Consider the following 19608-nt stretch of genomic DNA (forward strand, 5'->3'; position numbering starts at 1 on the left):
ATCATGTCGTCTGCCCCGATCGAGCATGCCGACGGCCTGCCGCAGCCGCAGCGCAACCAGGCGGTGCTGACGATTGCGCTCGGCATCATCATGGCGGTCGTCGACAGCGCCATCGCCAACGTGGCGCTGCCGACGATCGCAGCCGACCTCGATGCGAGCCCGGCCTTCTCGATCTGGATCGTCAATGGCTACCAGCTCGCGATCACGATCTCGCTCTTGCCGCTGGCGTCGCTCGGCGAGATCGTCGGCTATCGCCGCGTCTATCTGGCCGGGCTCGTACTGTTCACACTCGCATCCGCCTTCTGCGCGCTGGCGCATACGCTGCCGCTGCTGACGATCGCGCGCATCATCCAGGGTTTTGGCGCCGCCGGCATCATGAGCGTCAACGCGGCTCTGGTGCGCTTCACCTATCCGCGCAGCCAGCTCGGCCGCGGCATCGGGATCAACGCGCTCGTCGTCGCCTTCTCGGCCGCGGTCGGCCCGACGCTCGCCGCGGGCATCCTGGCAGTCGGAACCTGGCCCTGGCTGTTCGCCATCAACGTCCCGCTCGGTGCGCTGACGCTGGTGCTCGGCCTGCGCAGCCTGCCGCACACAAAACCCGCCAGCCGTTCCTTCGACTGGCAGAGCGCAGGGCTGTCCGCGATCACCTTCGGCGTCGGCATCGCGGCCGTCGACAGCGTCGGTCATGGTGAGGCCGCCATCACCTGTCTCGTTCAATTCGCCATCGCCATCGTCGCAGGCGCGCTGCTGATCTACCGCGAAACCCACATGACCTCGCCGCTGCTGCCGGTCGACCTGTTGCGCATCCCGGTATTCGCGCTGTCGATCGCCACCTCGATCGCCTCGTTCTGCGGACAGATGCTGGCCTTCGTCGCGATTCCCTTCTACCTCCAGAGCCGCTTCGGTTATTCGGCGGTGCATATGGGGCTCCTGATCACGCCATGGCCGATCGCGGTGGCATTCGCAGCCCCGCTCGCCGGCCGCCTGGTTGAGCATTATCCGGCTGGCCTGCTCGGCGGCATCGGGCTGACGCTGTTTGCCTGCGGCCTCGGCGCACTCGCCTTCCTGCCTGCAAGCCCGACGCCGTTCGACGTGATCTGGCGGATGGCGCTGGCGGGGGCCGGCTTCGGCCTGTTCCAGACCCCCAACAACCGCACCATGATCGCGGCCGCCCCGCGCGAGCGCGCCGGTGGCGCCAGCGGCATGCTGGGCACGGCGCGCCTGCTCGGCCAGACCACCGGCGCGGCGCTGGTGGCGCTGCTGCTCGGCCGCTATCCGACCGAGGGAACCAGGATCGCGCTCCTTGTCGGCGTTGGATTTGCGCTGTGCGGTGCAGTGCTGAGCATGCTGCGGCTCTCTCCCGCGGGCGCGCGCGGCGCCGAGCACGTCCGGGTACAGGACGACCAGCGCCTGCGCGGCGAATAGCTCACGTCCAAGTTCTGCTGCTCTCGCGCGCAACTTGTGCGTGGCTTAACTATCTGGACCAATTACGTATTGCCCTCCCGCTCCGGTTGCGCTTCATTGACGCGGGGAATAAGGGGCCTTTCATGCGTTCATTTGGAATTGTGGCGCTCAGCGTCATGCTGGGCGGCTGCGCGTCTGTCACGCGGGGCACGACCGAAAACATCAGCATCTCGTCGACACCGTCGGGCGTGGAAGCCGTCGTCAGCGGTATGGAAGTTCCGACCACCTGCACGACGCCGTGCTCCGTGGTCGTCAAGCGGAATGCCGACATTTCGATCACCTTCCAGAAGGAAGGCTATGAACCGCAGATCGTGCCGCTCAGCCGGGACATACCGACCTCCGGGGCCGCCGGCTTCGCGGGAATCTTTTGCTCGGCGGTGTCGTCGGCATGGGCGTCGATGCTGCCACCGGGGCGGCAACCGATCACAAGCCGAATCCTGTCATCGTGACCATGCAGCCGTCAGCCCCTGCCCGAGCACGGCCACCCGCGCCGAAGAAGCCGCGGCCGCCGGCGGCGCCTGCGCCTGACACCGGCACCTAGGGCCTCGCGACCGCCACGCAAACAAAAAGGCCGGCTTTTCAGCCGGCCTTTTCAATTCATATCGCTCGCAATCAAGCCTTGACCAGCGGGCCCTTCGAGGTCGGCCCCTTCGAGCCTCCGGAGCCACCACCGCCCGGCTTGGACTTGCCCGGCGGACGCTTGCGGGCGCCGGGCAGCTTCTCCTGCTTCGGCGTGATCGGACCGTCGAGGAACTCGAACCCGATCTTGTCCTTGGTCTCGTCGGCCTCGTCCTTGACCAGGACGACGCGGACGTGGCCGCCACCCTTGAGCTTGCCGAATAGCACCTCGTCAGCCAGCGGCTTCTTGATGTGCTCCTGGATGACGCGGGCCATGGGCCGCGCGCCCATCTGCTCGTCGTAACCATGCTGGACCAGCCAGGTCTTGGCGGGCTCGGACAGTTCGATGGTGACGTCGCGATCGCCGAGCTGAGCCTCGAGCTGAAGCACGAACTTCTCCACGACCGTACCGATCACCTCGACGCTGAGATGGCCGAACGAGACGATGGCATCGAGACGGTTGCGGAATTCCGGCGCGAACTGCCGGTTGATCGCCTCGTGGTCGTCGCCTTCCCGCTTCGAGCGCGTGAAGCCGAACGCCTGCTTGGCGAGATCCGAAGCACCCGCGTTCGTGGTCATGATCAGGATCACGTTGCGGAAGTTGACCTGCTTGCCGTTGTGGTCGGTGAGCCGGCCGTGATCCATGATCTGGAGCAGCACGTTGTAGAGGTCGGGATGCGCCTTCTCGATTTCGTCGAGCAGAACCACGCAATGCGGATGCTGGTCGACGCCGTCAGTGAGCAGGCCGCCCTGGTCGAAGCCGACATAGCCGGGAGGCGCGCCGATCAGGCGCGACACGGTATGCCGCTCCATGTATTCGGACATGTCGAAGCGCAGCAGCTCGACGCCGAGCGACGCTGCGAGCTGCTTTGCGACTTCGGTCTTGCCGACGCCGGTCGGTCCCGAGAACAAATAGCAGCCGATCGGCTTCTCCGGCTCGCGCAAACCGGCACGTGCCAGCTTGATCGAAGCGGCCAGCGACTCGATCGCCTTGTCCTGACCGAACACGGTGCGCTTCAGGGTCTGCTCGAGATGCTTGAGCACCTCGGCATCGTCCTTCGACACGCTCTTCGGCGGGATCCGCGCCATCGACGCGATCGTGGTCTCGATCTCCTTGATGCCGATCGTCTTCTTGCGCTTGTTCTCGGCCACCAGCATCTGCGCCGCGCCGGACTCGTCGATCACGTCGATCGCCTTGTCGGGCAGCTTGCGGTCGTGGATGTAGCGCGAGGAGAGCTGCACCGCGGCCTCGATCGCCTCATTGGTGTACTTCAGCCGATGGTAGTCCTCGAAGTACGGCTTGAGACCCTTGAGGATCGCGATCGCATCCTCGACCGTCGGCTCGTTGATGTCGATCTTCTGGAAGCGCCGCACCAGCGCGCGGTCCTTCTCGAAGTGCTGGCGGTATTCCTTGTAGGTGGTCGAGCCCATGCAGCGGATCGTGCCCGAGGCAAGCGCCGGCTTGAGCAGGTTCGACGCATCCATCGCCCCGCCCGACGTCGCGCCCGCACCGATCACGGTGTGGATCTCGTCGATGAACAGGATGGCGTTGGGATGCGCTTCGAGCTCCTTCAGCACCTGCTTCAGGCGCTCCTCGAAGTCGCCACGATAGCGCGTGCCCGCGAGCAGCGTGCCCATGTCGAGCGAGAACACGGTCGCAGCCGCAAGAACCTCCGGCACCTCGCTGTCGACGATGCGCTTGGCGAGACCCTCCGCGATCGCGGTCTTGCCGACACCGGCCTCGCCCACGAACAGCGGGTTGTTCTTCTGCCGGCGGCACAGCACCTGGATCGCGCGGTTGATCTCGGAATTGCGTCCGATCACCGGATCGATCTTGCCGTCGCGCGCCTTCTTGTTGAGGTTGACGCAATAAGTCTCGAGCGCTTCGCCCTTCTTCTTGGCGTCCTCGGTACCCTTTGCCTCGGTCTCTTCGTCGACGCCGCGCACCGGCCGCGCCTCGGAGACGCCCGGCCGCTTGGCGATGCCGTGGCTGATGTAGTTGACGGCGTCATAGCGCGTCATGTCCTGCTCCTGCAGGAAGTACGCGGCATGGCTCTCGCGCTCGGCGAAGATCGCGATCAGCACGTTGGCGCCGGTCACCTCTTCGCGACCGGACGACTGCACATGGATCACCGCGCGCTGGATCACACGCTGGAAACCGGCGGTCGGCTTGGCGTCGTCGGCGCCATCCGTCACCAGATTCTCGAATTCGGTTTCAAGGTAATTGACGAGGCTCGTACGGAGCTTGTCGAGATCGACGCTGCAGGCGCGCATGACGGCGGCTGCATCGGAGTCGTCGATCAGGGAGAGCAAGAGATGCTCGAGCGTCGCGTATTGGTGATGACGCTCGTTTGCGATCGCCAGCGCACGATGCAGGGATTGTTCAAGGCTTTGGGAAAAAGTCGGCATTCGCGTCCTCTATGGCCCCCACCATCATGATCGCCATCGCCCGGTCAGGCAACAACAACCTTTGTCACATATAGTTATACAAGACCGCGGCGAAAGACCGGTTCCGCGACTCAAATGGGCATTACGCGCCCACGGCATGCTCGATGCAAAACCCGTTCCGATTTGGGCAGAACTACCCATTTGGGCAGGATTGACGCCGCTGATTTTCGCGGGATCACGCAGCAGGATGTGCTGCCGTCACATACCGCGCAACCAGAACCGATCTAAATAACTCTGGATGTGAACGCGCAGTTATTTCTTTTCCATCACGCATTGCAGCGGATGCTGGTGCTTGCGGGCGAAGTCCATCACCTGCGTCACCTTGGTCTCGGCGATCTCGTAGGTGAATACGCCGCACTCGCCGATGCCGTGATGATGGACATGCAGCATGATCTTGGTCGCGGCCTCGATGTCCTTCTGGAAGAACTTCTCCAGCACATGGACGACGAATTCCATCGGCGTGTAGTCGTCGTTCAGGATCAGCACACGATACAGGTTCGGCCGTTTGGTCTTCGGCTTGACCTTGGTGATGACAGACGTATTCGGCCCCGTCGGTCCGCCCGAACGGTTCTCGTCATTGCTCATACGAGGAGCGTGGGCAGCGGCTTGCGCGGACAGGTCTAGTCTGAAAGTCAGGTGCGGCATGGCTCAGGCGTTCAAATTCCCCACGGAAGCGAGTGACGGTCAGCCGCGCGGCCCCGCCCTTCGGAGCTTTGCACGGGCGCGCCGCCTTGTTGGATCACCGCTTCCAACCGGTCCGGTCAAGCCCGGCTCGATTGTAGGGAATATGGGCCCGCCCCCGGCTCGCCGCAAGCGTGCAACGGTCTGGCCAATATGGTCGAGGCAGTCCCGATTCCCGGTCCGGCGATCCTGACCAAGGTTAGTCAATCCGGACCGATTTGACAAAAGTTTCGGCCGGCACCGTTTAGAACATCTTCACCAGGAATCCGGCCGTTAAGCGGCAGTGGCGATTTCGCGGGAAACCTCCGGTTTTCTACGGTCCAATCGAGCTGCCGTTCGATCGCGTGGCCCCTGGTGCGCATGCGCGTCGCCATGCTGCTCGACAAGGCCGGCTCGATGGCCCAGGACGGCAAGATGTCGACGATGCAGACGGCCGCGAAGAACCTGGTCGATCAGCTCGGTGGCCTCGTGCTCCTCGCCGGCGGTCTCGATGCGCAGAATCGCTGGTGGTACAGCAATGCCTCGCAGATCGACACGCGACGGAAGAAGCTGCGCGACGACGCCAAGGCGGCGAGCATTGCACGAGCGGCATCGACACGTTCTGTCCGGTGATGTCGGCCAGTCCGACCATGTGGGGTTGACGTCGGTACGTCGCTGTCGAAGCTGCGCGTGGCGCGCTGAACCGGATCTCTGTCGCGACAAAAAAAGCCCGGCTGAACCAGCCGGGCTTTTCGATTCCAGGAGTTCCAGAGGACGTTAGTTGGCAGCCGGGGTGAACTTCGAAACGATGGTCTCGACCGGCTTGAACGCCTGCTTGGCGAGGTCGCTGTAAAGGCCGGCGATCTTCTGCGATTCCGCAACGAAGGTCTCGTAGCTGGAACGGGCGAAGTCGGTCTGCGCTTCCACGGCCTTGTCCAGCGACTTCACGCCGGAAAGCTTCTCGACGAAGGACTTGGTGTCTTCAAACGACTTCTTGGTGTAGTCGCCATACGCGCTGGCGATCGCCTGGAGGCCATGCTGCATCGAGGTCGCGGAAGCAACGCACTGCTCGAACTGCTCTTTCCCGTAGCTCTGAAAGTCTTCAACCTTGAACATTTCGGAATCCTTTTTCCCTGGCTTTGGTCCGGAAGCCCCGGCTCCCTGACTCCGCCCAAAAATAGTGCAACGCACAAAAAAGTCAAGAATCTTGTGCGGCGCACAAAATTAGATGCAAATCGCTGAGATTCCCGGGGTTTCCCGCAATGGTTCCTTAAGCTTTTGGAAACCGCGGACCCCTACCCTGATTCCCTGGACGTGTTCAGCTTCCGCGAACGGTCAAAAGCCGTTCGAGAACATCACCTTAGCCAGAACAGCGGCTCAGGCCCAACGTTTCCCGCAGCGAACACCAGCGGAGAGACAGCCTGAGCAGGTAATGATCCCGGGTCGAGTGGGCACAATTTCGCCTCACGGGCCGGTGATCAAGTCAGAAACGGGGACGGGGTTTCATGCTTCGTAAAAACTTGTCTTCCTCGCGCTTGGCGCGGGTTGGCGTTTTCGGGCTTCTTACGGTCACCGCCGTAGTCATCTTCACCGATGCTGCCGAGGCACGGCGTCACCGGCGCAATTACGCGCACCACCGGGTGCAGCGCGATGTGTCCGACAGCTCCAGCCCGAAATTCGCATCGATCATCGTCGACGGCAATTCCGGCTCCGTGCTCCAGGCAACGAGCCCAGACGGAATCCGCCACCCCGCCTCGCTCACCAAGATCATGACGCTCTATCTGCTGTTCGAGCGCCTGGAGTCCGGCAGGATGAAGCTCGACACCGAGATGCCGGTCTCGCAGCACGCCGCCGATCAGGATCCGACCAAGCTGAACCTCCGTGCCGGCCAGACCATCCGCGTCGAGGACGCGATCAAGGGCCTCGTCACCCGCTCCGCCAACGATGCGGCCGTCGTGATCGCGGAAGCGATCGGCGGCGACGAGGACGACTTCGCCACGATGATGACGCGCAAGGCGCGCTCGCTCGGCATGTCCAAGACGGTCTACCGCAACGCCAACGGCCTTCCCAACGACGAGCAGGTCACGACCGCGCGCGACCAGGCCACGCTCGGCCGCGCCATCCAGGAGCGCTTCCCGCGCTACTATCGCTATTTCGCGACCTCGACGTTCAATTGGCGCGGACAGTCGATCCGCAACCACAACCACCTGCTCGGCAGCGTCGAGGGCGTGGACGGCATCAAGACCGGCTACACCCGCGCCTCCGGCTTCAACCTCGTGACCTCGATGCGTCGCGGCAACCGCCACCTGATCGGCGTGGTGCTCGGCGGCCGTAGCGGCGGCTCGCGCGACGCCACCATGCGCAACCTGCTCGCGGAGAACCTCGAGAAGGGCGCCACCACCCACACCGTCGCCGCTGTCACCGAGCGCAACGGCGCAGATGCCAATACCGACGTCGCCGATGCATCGGAGACCCCGGCCCGCCCCGCTCCGCAGGTCCAGCAGGCTGCGGCCGCCCCTGCCCCCGAGACGGCCCCGCAGCGTCTCGCCTCGCGCCTCTCAGCGCTGGCGGCCGCGACCGCCGCGATGCCGCCGGCTCAAGCCAGGCCTGACACCAGCAAGCCTGAGGTTCGGCCGACTGAATCCAGGATCGAGCCCGCGCCGCTCACCAATGGCGTGATCTCCAGCCAGCCGCTCTCCATCATCCCCGGCTCGTCCGAGCCGATGAAGCCGGTCCGGGTGAGGACTGTTCAGGTCAAGGCCGGCACCGTGAAGGTCGCCTCCGCCGCCCCGGCTCAGGTCGCACCGCAGGTCACGAGCACGATTGCGGCCCGCTCCGACGTCGCGGAGACCTCCGGCGCCGTCGTCGCCCGCGCCGATCTCATCAACAAGCCCGAGATGGCGAGCCAGCCGGAAGCGCCGAAGGCCGAACTCGCCCGCACCGAGATGCCCCGTCAGCCGGCGGGCTTCGGCACCGGCAACGGCATCCTCGGCGTGCTGCCGGCCGCAACCGCCGCCGCGCCCACTCCGGCTGCTGCGAAGCTCGCTTCGGCCGATCCTGTGCCGCAGCCGATCCAGATGAGCGCCACCACCAAGCCGGTCGTCACCCATAGCGGCTGGATCGTCCAGGTCGGCGCACTCGAGAGCGAGAACGAAGCCCAGCAGCGCATCGACGCCGCCCGCAGCTCGGCCCGCGGCCTGCTCAGCAAGGCCGACCCGTTCACCGAGCCGGTCCTCGCCAAGGACAATCGCAAGCTTTACCGGGCCCGTTTCGCCGGGCTCGAGCGGGACCAGGCCGAAGCCGTCTGCCGCGCCCTGAAGCGCGCCGACATCTCCTGCATCACCGTCCGCAACTGATCTGTCGTACCGCTCCAATCAAAATGCCCGCGCCTTGCGCGGGCATTTTTGTTTGGGGGATGCGGCGATGCCAGTTCCGCGACAACCTCTCGTCAAGGATTTACGGTTAAAACTTTACTCAAGGGATCGACCACGCCGACAAAGGCGGGCATCGGGGCGACGGCAGACAGAGCAAGCGGAGCTTACGCGGTACGGGCGTTTGTAGCGTAGTGCCGGAGTTAGCCGTTATGCGTGCGAAGCAGAGTATCCTTGGCCTCGTTCACACGGGCAGCGAGATACGTCGAGCCCCCCTGGTCGGGATGGAGTTTCTTCATCAGGGACTTGTGCGCCCGGCTGATGTCGTCGCGCCCCGCGCCCGGCTGCAGGCCAAGGATCTGATAGGCTTCCTCCGCCGTCATTTTGCCGCTCGGCGCCGTGCGGCGCTGCCGCCCTGCCGCATCGCCCTGCGCGTTCTGACGCCAAGCGGGAAACCGGCGGTCCAGATAGCTTTCAAGTAGGGCCACGCTCTCGGCGTCGAACGCCGGAGCCATCGCCAGCAGGCCAGCGAGATCGAACTCCTGGAGATCGCGCCCGGCGTGAGGACCGGCGACGATCTGGCCGGCGAGCTGACCCGAATCGTGGTCGAGCCGCATGTCCAGGAATTGCGAACGTACGCGCGAGGCCTGTCCGGCCGGGCGCGTTGCGCCACCGCCGAACAGCCCGCCGATATTGCCGAAGCCGGCATTGGCCAGCGGCGTCCAGCCCAGGAGCCCGGCGCCGAAAATCCCGAGCGGGATCGCCACCGCCAGCTCGCCCCGCAGGCCAGTGAACGCTGCGACCGCGAGCGCCACCACGCCGCCACCGAACTTGATGGTGCGCGCCAGCACCGCCGGATTGGCGGAGCGGAACATCTGGAGCAGCAGATAAAGCGTGATAACGGCGATGGCGCCGGCGATCAGGGTCATGGCCGGAATATAGTCGCCCTCACGGCAAAATGCATGGCGTCCGTCTCCGACGCGGGCCGCTACTTCATCTGCCCGATCAGCTTGGCCGCACCGCTCGCACTCTTGGCAAGTTTCAACAGCGCCTCGCGGCCGCCGGCGGCATAGGCCGCGGCCGCGCGCAACAGCTCGCGAAGCTGCGCCGCCGCGCCGGGATCGAACCGGCACCAGGCCCCGCCGGTCAGCCGCGCGATCTCGCGAAAGGCCTGCTCGGCCACGGCGTCGGCGCCTTCCTGAAACACGAACACGGGGACCTTGAGCATGCCGAGCTCGCCGGCCTTGGCGCAGAGCTCGTCGACCTTCTCCTCCATGGCATCGCCGACGAAGACGACGGCACGCACGCCCGAGGCGACCGCCTCGCGCCGCACGTCGCTCAGCACCTTGCCGATCTGGGTGTCGCCGCCGCGACAGTCGATCTTGCTCATCAGCGTCGCGAGCTTCGCGCTGTCGGAGATCCAGCCCGTGGCGCGACACTCGTTCAAGCCGCGATAGTAGACGAGCCGGATGTCGAGGCTGCCGATCGCTGCGGCCTCGCGGAACATGTCCGCCTGGAGCGCGCAGGCCATGTCCCAGGTCGGCTGCCGGCTCATAGTCGCATCCAGCGCGAAAATCAGCCGCCCCTTCGCGCCGGGGGCATGCGGCGACAGCGCACGCGCCTTGGCGACGAACGCGGTGATGTCCTCCGCGGTGCTGGCTTGAGGCAGCGTGCCGCCGGTTTGGCTCGAGACGGCATCACGGCCACGCGGTTTGACGGGTTCGCCGGGCATCCCTGCTCGCTTCTTGCGTGAGCGGCTAATGTGGATAGCGCCTGCGGCCCGGTCAATGTGCAAAGCCTCCGCTGGCGGATGCCGGCGGAGGCTTTGCAGGTCGTGCTGACGATCGGAGCGGGTCGGTGTCAGCTGGTGTCGGTGTCAGCTCTTGGCAGGCGCCATCAGAGCAACCGGACCGGGCTCCAGGATATTGGGCGGGGCCGAGCGCGTATCGACGGGCGCCACGGCGCTGTCGCCGTCGCTCAGGAACTTGTCGAGCATGCTCTGGATCGAGTTCTTCGCCGCATCCGGACCGGTGTCGCGCATGTCGTTGTGCTGGAATTCGGTCTTCACGACCTGGATGCCGGCCTTCTCGCATTCCTCATCGGTCGGGATGACACCCGCGTCGGTCTTGAACTGCGGATCCTGCGAACGGAACGACAGGATCTTGAACTTGCCGGCAGTGACGAAGGGCACGCGCAGATTGTCGAGCGTGACGACCTTCTTGACCTCATCGGGATACTGCTTGGCGAAATACATCGTGATGTCGCCGCCCATGGAGTGGCCGACCATCGTCACCCTGTCGTAATCGGCGTTGGGCTGAACCTTCTTCATCTCCTGCATGGCGAGATGGATGTTGGCAACGCCGCGCAGGATCTGCGGCAGCCGGCCGACATAGAGCTCACCGGGCTTCGTCACCATGGGAGGATCGGTCGGCAAATCATGCTGCGGGCTTACGACCATATAGCCGCGCGCCGCGAAGATGTTGGCGAGGAAGCCGTACTCGGTATTCTTGACGGTGTTGCCGTGATTGATCACGGCAACCGGCAGCGTGATCATGCCGGCATTGGCCTGCATTTCCTTGTCGCGGCGGACCGCGATATCGACAGGCACGGGACGGTTGTCGCGCGAGGCGTCGTAGAAGGTGACGGTCTCGTGCTTGATGGCCCACTTGCTCGCCGTGACATAGGCGACGCCGAAGAGGGCACTAACCGAAACCAGAACGGCAATTCCACGCTTCATTTTCGTCCTCAGCCTCAGGCTCTTGCGGCCTGAATCCCTGTTGAAAATCGTGTTCTTCCGGGGCTCTTCGGCCCCTGGTCGCCTATTCCCTAATATATGTCACAGCCGCGTGACAGGAAGCTTAAATATTGTGAACCTTCAGCCCTTTCATTGTGCGGCGCACGCGTTTCTTGGGCATCCCGTTCTCAGGCGGCTACGTCAGGTGCAGGCTACCATCCGACGCAACCGGTCTCGATTGGCTTCAATTTCACGGTAAACACAGGGTGAAACGGCCAAGCCCGCACTCAGTTCCGGCGGGAACCGGCAGCTTCAATCGGCTGGAAGTAGCGATATACCGCCGCCTCAGGCGCCGAGGATGTCGTGGACCTCGAGCGGCTTGTCGACCTGGCTGAACCACTCGGCGCGATTTGCCGCACGGCGGCGGCCACGTTCGTCGAGCGGCAGCTTGAGCTGGCGGAGCAGGCCCGTCACCTCTTCCCGCGCGGTGAGATGGCCAAGGTTGGGCCGCATGCCGAGCGTGGCCTCGTCGATCTCGTCGAGCGCGGTCAGGCCGCGCGGAAAAAATTCGCGATAGACGACGCGCTCGGCAAAGCCGTCGACGTAGCGGAAGCCGAGCCGCAGCGACAAATCCTTGAGGCCCTCGGCGACGAGCTGCTTGTTGCGGGAGCCGAGCATCGACAGGCGGTTGCGCACGACGATCCAATCGGTGCTGGAGCCGTCGAGCTGGCGCCGCTTGCGCCTGACATCCCGCACCATCTCGGCATAGTGGCTCTCGCCAGTCACTGCGTAGTTGGCGGGATCGACGGTGCCGAGCACGTCGAAATCGAGGAAGCTGTCGTTGATCGGCGTGACCAGCGTGTCCGCCATCGAGTGCGCCAAGCGCATCAGATAGCTGTCGGTGCCGGGCGTATCGATGACGATGAAGTCGAAATTGCTCTCGACCGCCGAGACCGCCTCCATGAACTGCTGGAACTCGGAATTCTCGTTCTCGGCGATCTGCATGGTCTCGCCGAGCTTGATGCAGCGATGCACCGGCAGCTCGAGGCCGAGGCCGGTGCGGCGCGCCCAGGCGGAACGGTTGCCGATGTAGCGGGTAAAGCTCTGCTGACGGCAGTCGAGGTCGATCGTGGCGACGCGCTGGCCGGCCTTCAGCAGCGCGACCGCGATGTGCAGGGCGGTGGTCGACTTGCCGGAGCCGCCTTTTTCGTTGCCGAGCACGACGACATGCGCCGAGCCGGATTGGCCTTGGCTAGCCTGCACAAGCATAGCGATCCTCAACACCCCTGATGAATATCTTCGAGTTGGCCGCGTCTGCGGTCAAGTGAAATGCGTGACAGTAAATGCAAATCGCAGCGCGCCGTGTTCGAAATGAATCACGGCACCATCTCTCGCTTGTGATTCAGCCATGTCGCGACATCGTGCGCGGCCTCGCGCGGGATGCTGTGCCGCATCCGAATGCATGGCGTCCACGATCGGCGCTTGTTAAGGTTAGCCGGCCGGGCGCCGGGACGCGCCCGCTTCCCATTCCCAACCCTGTCGAGTCCTGATGTCACGAAGCCCCTTGATCGCCCGCACGGTCCCCGCCTTGCGACGCGCCGTCGACAATCTTCGCAAGCGAAAGGCCACGATCGCGCTGGTCCCGACCATGGGGGCGCTCCATGACGGGCATGTGTCGCTGGTGCGCCTCGCCAGGCGGCGCGCGAGTCGCGTCGTGGTGTCGATCTTCGTCAACCCGACCCAGTTCGCCCCGACCGAGGACTTTGGTGCCTATCCGCGCACCTGGAAGTCCGATCTCGCCAAGCTCGCCGCCGAGGACGTCGACGTCGTCTGGCACCCCGGCGCCGAGGCGATGTATCCGGAAGGCTTTGCGACCCGCATCGTGCCGGAGGGGCCGGCGCTGGCCGGCCTCGAGGACCGCTTCAGGCCGCACTTCTTCGGCGGCGTCGCCACCGTCGTCGGCAAGCTGTTCACGCAGTGCCGGCCGGACGTCGCGATCTTCGGCGAGAAGGACTTTCAGCAGTTGCGGGTGGTGACGCAGATGGCGCGCGACCTCGACCTCGGCGTCAAGGTGACCGGCTCCCGCACCGTGCGCGAGCGTGACGGGCTCGCGATGTCCTCGCGCAACGTCTATCTCTCGCCGGAGGAGCGGCAGACCGCGACCACGCTTTACCGCGCCATGAAGGACAGCGCCGGGCGCATCCGCGCCGGCGAAGCGATCGCATCCGCGATAGCGCGCGGCGCCGGGACGATCACGGCGGCCGGCTTCGCGCTCGACTATTTCGAGGCCCGCCATGCCGAGACGCTCGCGCCGGTCACCTCGCGCAAGGACGGCCCGCTGCGGATCCTGGTGGCGGCCAAGCTCGGCACGACCCGGCTGATCGACAATATCGCGGTGTAACCCGCCAGGGTCGATCTTGCGCGTTGCCTCGCCCGGATGGATGATCGGGGCGAGGAAACGAGCCGGCTGGCAGGGGCATGTCATTCATCCGCACGATGATCGTGAACGGCGTGCTGGCGCTTGTCGCCGCGACTGCCGCCCAGGCACAACAGCGCCCGCCGATCGGCCTCTACGGGTCGCCGCCGGATGCGATGATCTTCTACGTCGCCCATGGCGCCGCCGGGGCCTGCGGACCGGGCTGCTCCGACTGGATCGCCGCCGAGGGCACCGTGCAATGGGACAGCTACAAGCGGCTGATCGCAATTCTCGATCGCCAGGCGGGACACAAGCTGCCGCTCGTCATCCATAGCCGGGGCGGCTCCAACCTCAATGTTGCGGTCAGCATGGGCCGCATCCTGCGCGACCGCGGCCTGGATGCCACCGCCGGCGCGACCGAGGTCGAGGCCTGCGCCGGCAAACCGGAGGTGGATTGTTTTGCGCTGAAGCGCCCGGGCGGGCCGCTCGACGCCAAGGTATCCTTGCCGGATCCGGCGTGCGATTTCGCGTGCGTCCTCATGCTCGCCGGCGGGGTGCATCGCAGCCTCCCGCAAGGTGCGACGGTGGTGCTGACCGGCCGTTCCATCCGCAATCGCCGCGCACCCAACGTTGCGCCCGAACAACGCGAGAGCCTGACGACGATCTTTGGCGAGCAGTATCGCAAGTACCTGCTCGAGATGGGCGTCGAGCCCGAACTGGTCGACATCATCGACGCCATCGGCGAAGGCGGACGTCCGGTCGTGATGCCGCCCTCCGACTGGGCGCGGCTGCACATCGTCACGTCGCCATGAGCGGCCGCGTCAGAGCAGTCCGAGATCGCGCAGTTCGCGCCGCATCGGCTCCGGCATCGCCGCGATCGAGCCGGCGGCCGACTTGCCGAGATCGGGCGGCACGGAATCGTCGCTGAGGTAGCGCCAGCCCTGGAACGGCCGCATCGGCCGCGGCGATACCGTGATCACCTTCGGCTGCATCACGATCCGGCAACGGCCGATGCCGTCCTTGTCGCGGAACGGCTCGATGCCGATGATCTTTTCACGCGCGGCGATCTCGCCCTTGATCACCCAGTAGAGCGATCCGCCCGCCAGGATCTCGGCGTCGCGCTTGGGCACCATGCGGGTGATGTGGATGTGATGTTGCGGCAGACCCTTCTTCTTGGCGGTCTGCATCCGTTCGGCGACCCACCCCTTCAATTCCTTGACGGAGTCGCAGCCGACGGCGAGCTTGATCAAATGTAGCGGCATGGCCCCAGCATTAGCCGGGCAGCCACGTATTTGGAATGCCGAACTATTCGTTATCCGCAGCCGCAGGAGCCGCGGCTGGGGCCGGCGGCGCGAGCGGAACCGGTGCTGCGGCCGGCGCACGCGCGGCCTTCGGCGCTGGCGGCTTCTTCGCAGCCGGCGCCGCTGGAGCAGCGGCCTGCGCCGAGGTCGGAGCGGACACGCGCGGCGCCGCGGCTGCGCCTCCGGCAGGCGCCGCCTGTCGCACCGCCGCCGTGGGCGGCTCCGGATTCATGATGCTCACCGGCGGCGTCGATGACGCGCTCGGGAACTCCGCATTGGTCGGCCTGCCCGTCGGCATCGATGGCGGCATCCCGGCAAGCGCCGCGGTGGCCGGCATCGCCGGGGCCGTTGCGGGCGCGTTCCAGCCCGGCGCATAGCGTGCAACCAGCGTGTCGTAGAGATGGGAATCCATGTTGGCGGCGACCCGCTGCTGATCGGTCAGCGAGCGGAAGGCGGGGCAGTCGAACTGCGTGCAGCCGTCGCGCGCAACCAGCACCTGCGCGACGAGGCCGTAGCGGTCGCGCTCCAGCGCCTTGCGCAGCACCTTCATGTCCAGCGTCAGGCTCTTCTCGGCGGGCGCGGCATCGCCGAGCGCGGTGAGCCGGTCGATCCGTGCGGCGGTGTAGGAGACGGCCGCAGCCGCCGCGTCAGGCGAGCCGAACAGCGCCTTCTCGCAACCAATCGCCACGGCATTGCCGGCGAGATCGTCGAGACAGGACAGCGCCGGCAGGCTGGCGACGACCGCGCTCTGCGCGCGCGCCTCGCCCGGCGGTGCCTCCTCCGCCGGACCATAAACGCGCACGGTGGCAGCTACCGCGATGGCAATGGAAAGCAGCGTGATGACGGTCAGCGCGCCGTTGGCAACCGACCTTTCGGCGCGCACCAGCGTAATCAGGAGAATCAGGCCGAGGAGGCCGGCGGCTACCAGGATCATCCACATCGGAAAGGCCTGCGGGCGCGAGATTTGGTCGAACGAAGTGGCCCATGCCCAGTTCATGCGCGACGTCCCCTCACGCGAGCAAAGAGCGAATGGTCAAAGCGAGCCCCCGCGAGTCGGCAACTGCCCCCCGGGTTCACCATGTCGAGGCGAAGGGGGCCTTTTGACGGCGAGCGAAGCGAATTCGTCCGCGATGTCAACGCGCGGCACCGTCATCCGTCAGGATTGGGCGAGCTGGCTTTCCTTGGCGACGCGCTCGAACGCTTCAGTCGAACTCTTGATGCGGTACTGGCAGTCGTCGCCATCCGTCGGCAGCAGGCGGATGATCTCGTATGAGCCACTCGCAGCCGGGCGCGCGACGTTGCTGGCAGTGAACAGTACGCGCGTTCCCACGGGGAATTTATGCTTCAACGCCCATCTCCATGACTCAAACAGCGCCGGCTGTGCCCAGGGTCCCACTGCGACGGACCGGCTGAAAACCCGGCGTGACATATAGCACGCAATGCGGCGTTTTGGCCAGCGGTATACAGGCATGGCAAATAGGCCGATCCGGCAGTATTTTCAGGACGATAGTGCGGGAACCGGTGGGTGGAGGATACCGCTGGAACCGGCTCCCTCAGACGGTGTGGGGCAGATGCCCCTCCGGGCTTGCCTGGTCCACGGCCTTGGGCAGTTCCTGGGCCAGAATCTGGCCGAGCTGGTCGACCGGGATGTTGTAGCGCGCCGCGAGCTGGCGAACGGTGTCGTTGCCGAGCACGGCACGGAGCTGGTCGGCCGTGATCGGCAGGTTCTGGCCGTTGCCGAGCCAGGATTTGACCTGGTCACCGAAGCCGGACTGCTGGAGCTTCGCGACGATTGCGCTGAGGCCGCCCTGATTGTTGCTGCCGAGCACCCCGTTCAACACCGCCGGCAGGACCGCGGCGCCGAGCTGGCCGAGCGCGCTGCGAAGCGCGGGGTTGTTTTCCAGCGAGTCCAGAATTCCCATGCCCCTGCCCACTCCCAAGCGGTCCTTCCACCGCGATTGAGCGCCGCCAGCCTGCACATCGTCAAGCGGCGCCTGATCACATTCGCGGGTCAGACGTTCTCGAATTTCTCGATGACGAGCGTTTCGGCGATCCCGTCGCGGGTCCATTCCTGGAACGCCGGCAACGTCATCATCGTGTCCATGTAGGCCCTGGTCTCCGGCGTGACCTCGATCGCGTAGGTGCGGAAACGGTGCACGACCGGGGCGTACATCGCATCCGCCGCACCGAAGCGGCCGAACAGGAACGGTCCCTTGGCACCGTAGCGCGCCCGGCACTCCCGCCAGATCTCCTGCACGCGCGCGATGTTGGCCCTGGCGTCCGCCGACAGCGTCACGGCGCCCACGGGGCGGTGCAGGTTCATGCCGCATTCGTTGCGCAAGGCCATGAAGCCGGAATGCATCTCGGCGCACACCGAACGGGCGTGCGCGCGGGCGGCCACATCGTCGGGCCATAGCTTCGCTTCCGGATAGCGCTCGGCGAGGTACTCGATGATGCTGAGCGAATCCCACACCGTGATGTCGCCGTCGACCAGCACCGGCACCTTGCCGGCGCGGCTGAGGGACAGGATCTGATCCTTGTCCGCGGGATTATCCGTGTAGAGCGGAATGACAGTCTCGACGAACGGGATGTCATTGGCGCGCAGTGCGAGCCATGGCCGCATCGACCACGACGAGTAGTTCTTGTTTCCGATCGCGAGCTTGAGCGCTGCCATGTCGCTGGTCCTTCCCTAGGTCCTTTGGATGCGGATGCGGCTGCTTTTAGCGCCATCGCCTGCCGCCAATCAATCGTTGCCGCACCCGGCCGCGCGTGGCAATCGTTGCGATCTTCGCGAGGAGTGAGACATGGGCAGGCATTGGGTCGACATCACCGCGGTCGGCTTCTTCATCATCGAATGGCTGGTCTATGCCCTGACGCTGGAGCACTCGGCCTATGGCCGCGACAGCCTGTCGGCGCGCATGAACCGCTATCGCGAGGTCTGGGTCCGCCGCCTGCTCGACCGCGACACCCGCATGGTCGACATGCAGATCATGGCCTCGCTCCAGAACGGCACCGCCTTCTTCGCTTCCACCAGCCTGTTCGCGCTCGGCGGCGCACTGGCACTGCTGCATGCCACCAACGACGCCATCACCATCCTCGCCAAGCTGCCGATCGATCTCAGCCCCTCGCCCGCGCTGTGGGAGCTGAAATGCGTCGGCCTCGTGCTGATCTGCGTCTACGCCTTCTTCAAATTCGCCTGGGCCTATCGCCTGTTCAACTATGTCGCGATCCTGTTCGGCGGCATGCCGCCGGCTGACCGGCGCGACACGCCCGAGGCCGAGGCCCACGTCATCCGCACCTCGCGCCTGTTCGAATCCGCCGGCCGCCACTTCAACCGCGGCCAGCGCGCCTTCTTCTTCGCACTCGGCTATCTCGGCTGGTTCGTCAGCCCCTGGGTGCTGTTCGTGACCACGGCGGCGGTGGTGATCGTGACCTGGCGAAGGCAGTTCGCGTCCAGTGCCTGGGCGGCGATGGCGCCGGAGGAGATGGATGGTGCGGAGACTCGGAAGCGCGGTTCTTGAGGCATCTGCTGCGCGCGAGCGAAGGGCGGCACGCGTTTTCTCCACACCGCGAGCGCAGCGAAGCACTCCAGGATCTTTTCACGGTGACAGTCCGGATTGCTTCGCTACGTTCGCAATGACGACACGACTGGCTCCGTCATCCCAGGACGCGAGGCCTGCCCACACCGCGATATCCCGGCCTACTTCCTGCGCATCGTCCCGGACCGGCAATCGAATCTGGCCACAGGCCGATCCATCTGCCAGAGCTCCACGTCGCGACCGTCGACGAGCCGCTCCGCGGAGCTGATCGCGGCTTCATCGTCGATGCAATCCATGTGGATCATTCTGATGGGACGATCGTGTAGTCCCACGATCAATGCACGGTAAGCCGACATTTTTGTCTCCAGGCAAGGCGCGGTAACAAGCGCGGGCCGGAAGAATGGCGCTGACGGCATTTGAATGCGATGGGGAGTGCATCGTCTGTTTATAAGCGCGGCGTAAGTTTCCGGCAGCGCGGGGCCGAGGCCGGTCCTATGCCGATCCTATGCAACCGCGATCGCGCCAATCTCGAAATCATACAGCATCCGGCACCATATCCGCTCCGTCGCGCAAGCTCGCGCGGCGTAGCGAACTGGTGAAATGATGTCGAATTCAGGGGTCAGCGACAGGATCATCGATCCGATGATGGCCATCGCGAACTGCTCGACGCGGCAGCGCATCGTCGTGGTCGGCGCGAAGAGCATGGAATTGGTGATTGAGCTGCATCGTCGCGGTTATCTGCTGGCGGCGGCGGCAGGCAATTGCGGCCGGCCGGCGGGTCAATATGAAGTTGCGCTCGTGGATTGGCGGCGACGCACGCTTCACGCACTCGATGCGACAGTGGATTGGCTCGACGATTTCCTGAGCCCCCGCGCCCTGCTGGTGATCTGGCTCGACGCGCAGAAGGCAGCTGCGAAGGACACTCTTCGTGCCGCAGTGACGAAGCGCGGCTTCGTCGTCCTGCAAGGCGCCGAGCATCCATGTGGCAGCGTGCTTCTGGCGCGGCGCTCGGAGGCCATCCCCCTTCGGCAGGCCGCGTGAACATCCACCCGAACTC

At 65.2% G+C, this 19608-nt stretch carries 20 protein-coding genes and 1 pseudogene; 8 read left to right on the forward strand and 13 right to left on the reverse strand.

Features of this window, described 5'->3' with window-relative positions:
* Positions 1-3 precede the first annotated feature (3 nt).
* Together ABIA90_RS17935 and ABIA90_RS17940 are read left to right on the forward strand one after the other, a co-directional pair.
* Entirely contained in the window at positions 4-1425 is a 1422-nt protein-coding gene (locus tag ABIA90_RS17935; RefSeq protein WP_354117935.1) for an MFS transporter, read from the forward strand.
* Positions 1426-1547: 122 nt separating this feature from the next.
* Positions 1548-2005 (forward strand): annotated as a pseudogene (locus ABIA90_RS17940) (PEGA domain-containing protein).
* A 71-nt stretch (positions 2006-2076) separates the two neighbouring features.
* Here the strand turns inward: ABIA90_RS17940 and clpA are convergent.
* Both clpA and clpS read right to left on the reverse strand, forming a co-directional pair.
* Positions 2077-4491, reverse strand: coding sequence for an ATP-dependent Clp protease ATP-binding subunit ClpA (clpA, locus tag ABIA90_RS17945; protein WP_014494656.1), 2415 nt, complete (start codon positions 4489-4491; stop codon positions 2077-2079).
* 291 nt (positions 4492-4782) lie between these two features.
* Positions 4783-5115: an ATP-dependent Clp protease adapter ClpS gene (clpS, locus tag ABIA90_RS17950; RefSeq protein WP_014494655.1), complete on the reverse strand. Its 333-nt coding sequence runs from the start codon at positions 5113-5115 to the stop codon at positions 4783-4785.
* A 450-nt stretch (positions 5116-5565) separates the two neighbouring features.
* Between clpS and ABIA90_RS17955 the strand changes: the two genes are divergently transcribed.
* A complete protein-coding gene (locus ABIA90_RS17955; protein WP_354117934.1) occupies positions 5566-5823 on the forward strand; it encodes a hypothetical protein in 258 nt (85 codons plus the stop codon).
* A gap of 144 nt (positions 5824-5967) precedes the next feature.
* Here ABIA90_RS17955 and ABIA90_RS17960 read toward each other — a convergent pair whose 3' ends face one another.
* Complete coding sequence (locus tag ABIA90_RS17960) at positions 5968-6306, reverse strand: phasin family protein (RefSeq protein WP_014494653.1); 339 nt, start codon at positions 6304-6306, stop codon at positions 5968-5970.
* 389 nt (positions 6307-6695) lie between these two features.
* Here ABIA90_RS17960 and ABIA90_RS17965 point away from each other — a divergent pair, with 389 nt between their 5' ends.
* Complete coding sequence (locus ABIA90_RS17965; protein WP_354117933.1) at positions 6696-8546, forward strand: serine hydrolase; 1851 nt, start codon at positions 6696-6698, stop codon at positions 8544-8546.
* Between the two features lie 218 nt (positions 8547-8764).
* Here the strand turns inward: ABIA90_RS17965 and ABIA90_RS17970 are convergent, their stop codons facing one another.
* From ABIA90_RS17970 to ABIA90_RS17985, 4 genes are all read right to left on the reverse strand, one after another.
* Positions 8765-9490: a DnaJ domain-containing protein gene (locus tag ABIA90_RS17970; RefSeq protein WP_063982763.1), complete on the reverse strand. Its 726-nt coding sequence runs from the start codon at positions 9488-9490 to the stop codon at positions 8765-8767.
* 59 nt (positions 9491-9549) lie between these two features.
* Positions 9550-10293, reverse strand: a complete 744-nt coding sequence (locus tag ABIA90_RS17975) for a vWA domain-containing protein (RefSeq protein ID WP_354117932.1) — start codon at positions 10291-10293, stop codon at positions 9550-9552.
* A gap of 144 nt (positions 10294-10437) precedes the next feature.
* Entirely contained in the window at positions 10438-11298 is an 861-nt protein-coding gene (locus ABIA90_RS17980) for an alpha/beta fold hydrolase (RefSeq protein ID WP_071913021.1), read from the reverse strand.
* A 342-nt stretch (positions 11299-11640) separates the two neighbouring features.
* Positions 11641-12564 carry a division plane positioning ATPase MipZ gene (locus tag ABIA90_RS17985; RefSeq protein WP_063982760.1) on the reverse strand — a complete coding sequence of 308 codons (924 nt, stop codon included), beginning with the start codon at positions 12562-12564 and terminating at the stop codon, positions 11641-11643.
* Positions 12565-12844: 280 nt separating this feature from the next.
* Between ABIA90_RS17985 and panC the strand changes: the two genes are divergently transcribed.
* Both panC and ABIA90_RS17995 read left to right on the forward strand, forming a co-directional pair.
* Complete coding sequence (panC, locus tag ABIA90_RS17990; RefSeq protein WP_354117931.1) at positions 12845-13696, forward strand: pantoate--beta-alanine ligase; 852 nt, start codon at positions 12845-12847, stop codon at positions 13694-13696.
* A gap of 95 nt (positions 13697-13791) precedes the next feature.
* A complete protein-coding gene (locus ABIA90_RS17995; RefSeq protein ID WP_354118362.1) occupies positions 13792-14523 on the forward strand; it encodes a COG3904 family protein in 732 nt (243 codons plus the stop codon).
* Positions 14524-14532: 9 nt separating this feature from the next.
* Here the strand turns inward: ABIA90_RS17995 and ABIA90_RS18000 are convergent, their stop codons facing one another.
* From ABIA90_RS18000 to ABIA90_RS18020, 5 genes are all read right to left on the reverse strand, one after another.
* Positions 14533-14973 (reverse strand): DUF1489 family protein, encoded by a 441-nt coding sequence (locus ABIA90_RS18000; protein ID WP_028150535.1) that lies wholly within the window; start codon positions 14971-14973, stop codon positions 14533-14535.
* A gap of 43 nt (positions 14974-15016) precedes the next feature.
* The gene (locus tag ABIA90_RS18005; RefSeq protein ID WP_354115482.1) at positions 15017-16009 is read right to left on the reverse strand and encodes a hypothetical protein; all 993 of its coding nucleotides are present in this window, start codon (positions 16007-16009) and stop codon (positions 15017-15019) included.
* Positions 16010-16168: 159 nt separating this feature from the next.
* Complete coding sequence (locus ABIA90_RS18010; RefSeq protein ID WP_014494643.1) at positions 16169-16360, reverse strand: hypothetical protein; 192 nt, start codon at positions 16358-16360, stop codon at positions 16169-16171.
* A 205-nt stretch (positions 16361-16565) separates the two neighbouring features.
* Positions 16566-16934 carry a YidB family protein gene (locus tag ABIA90_RS18015; RefSeq protein WP_354117930.1) on the reverse strand — a complete coding sequence of 123 codons (369 nt, stop codon included), beginning with the start codon at positions 16932-16934 and terminating at the stop codon, positions 16566-16568.
* Between the two features lie 89 nt (positions 16935-17023).
* Positions 17024-17686 (reverse strand): glutathione S-transferase family protein, encoded by a 663-nt coding sequence (locus ABIA90_RS18020; protein ID WP_354117929.1) that lies wholly within the window; start codon positions 17684-17686, stop codon positions 17024-17026.
* Between the two features lie 130 nt (positions 17687-17816).
* Here ABIA90_RS18020 and ABIA90_RS18025 point away from each other — a divergent pair, with 130 nt between their 5' ends.
* Positions 17817-18533: a DUF599 domain-containing protein gene (locus tag ABIA90_RS18025; RefSeq protein ID WP_166097134.1), complete on the forward strand. Its 717-nt coding sequence runs from the start codon at positions 17817-17819 to the stop codon at positions 18531-18533.
* Positions 18534-19054: 521 nt separating this feature from the next.
* On the opposite strand, the gene ABIA90_RS18030 is transcribed toward ABIA90_RS18025, so the two are convergent.
* Positions 19055-19204 (reverse strand): hypothetical protein, encoded by a 150-nt coding sequence (locus ABIA90_RS18030; protein WP_161495942.1) that lies wholly within the window; start codon positions 19202-19204, stop codon positions 19055-19057.
* Here ABIA90_RS18030 and ABIA90_RS18035 point away from each other — a divergent pair.
* A complete protein-coding gene (locus ABIA90_RS18035; RefSeq protein ID WP_354117928.1) occupies positions 19194-19592 on the forward strand; it encodes a hypothetical protein in 399 nt (132 codons plus the stop codon). The genes ABIA90_RS18030 and ABIA90_RS18035 overlap by 11 nt on opposite strands.
* Positions 19593-19608: the final 16 nt, after the last annotated feature.

This window comes from Bradyrhizobium sp. LA6.8 (assembly GCF_040547935.1).
GTDB classification, from domain to species: Bacteria; Pseudomonadota; Alphaproteobacteria; order Rhizobiales; family Xanthobacteraceae; genus Bradyrhizobium; species Bradyrhizobium barranii.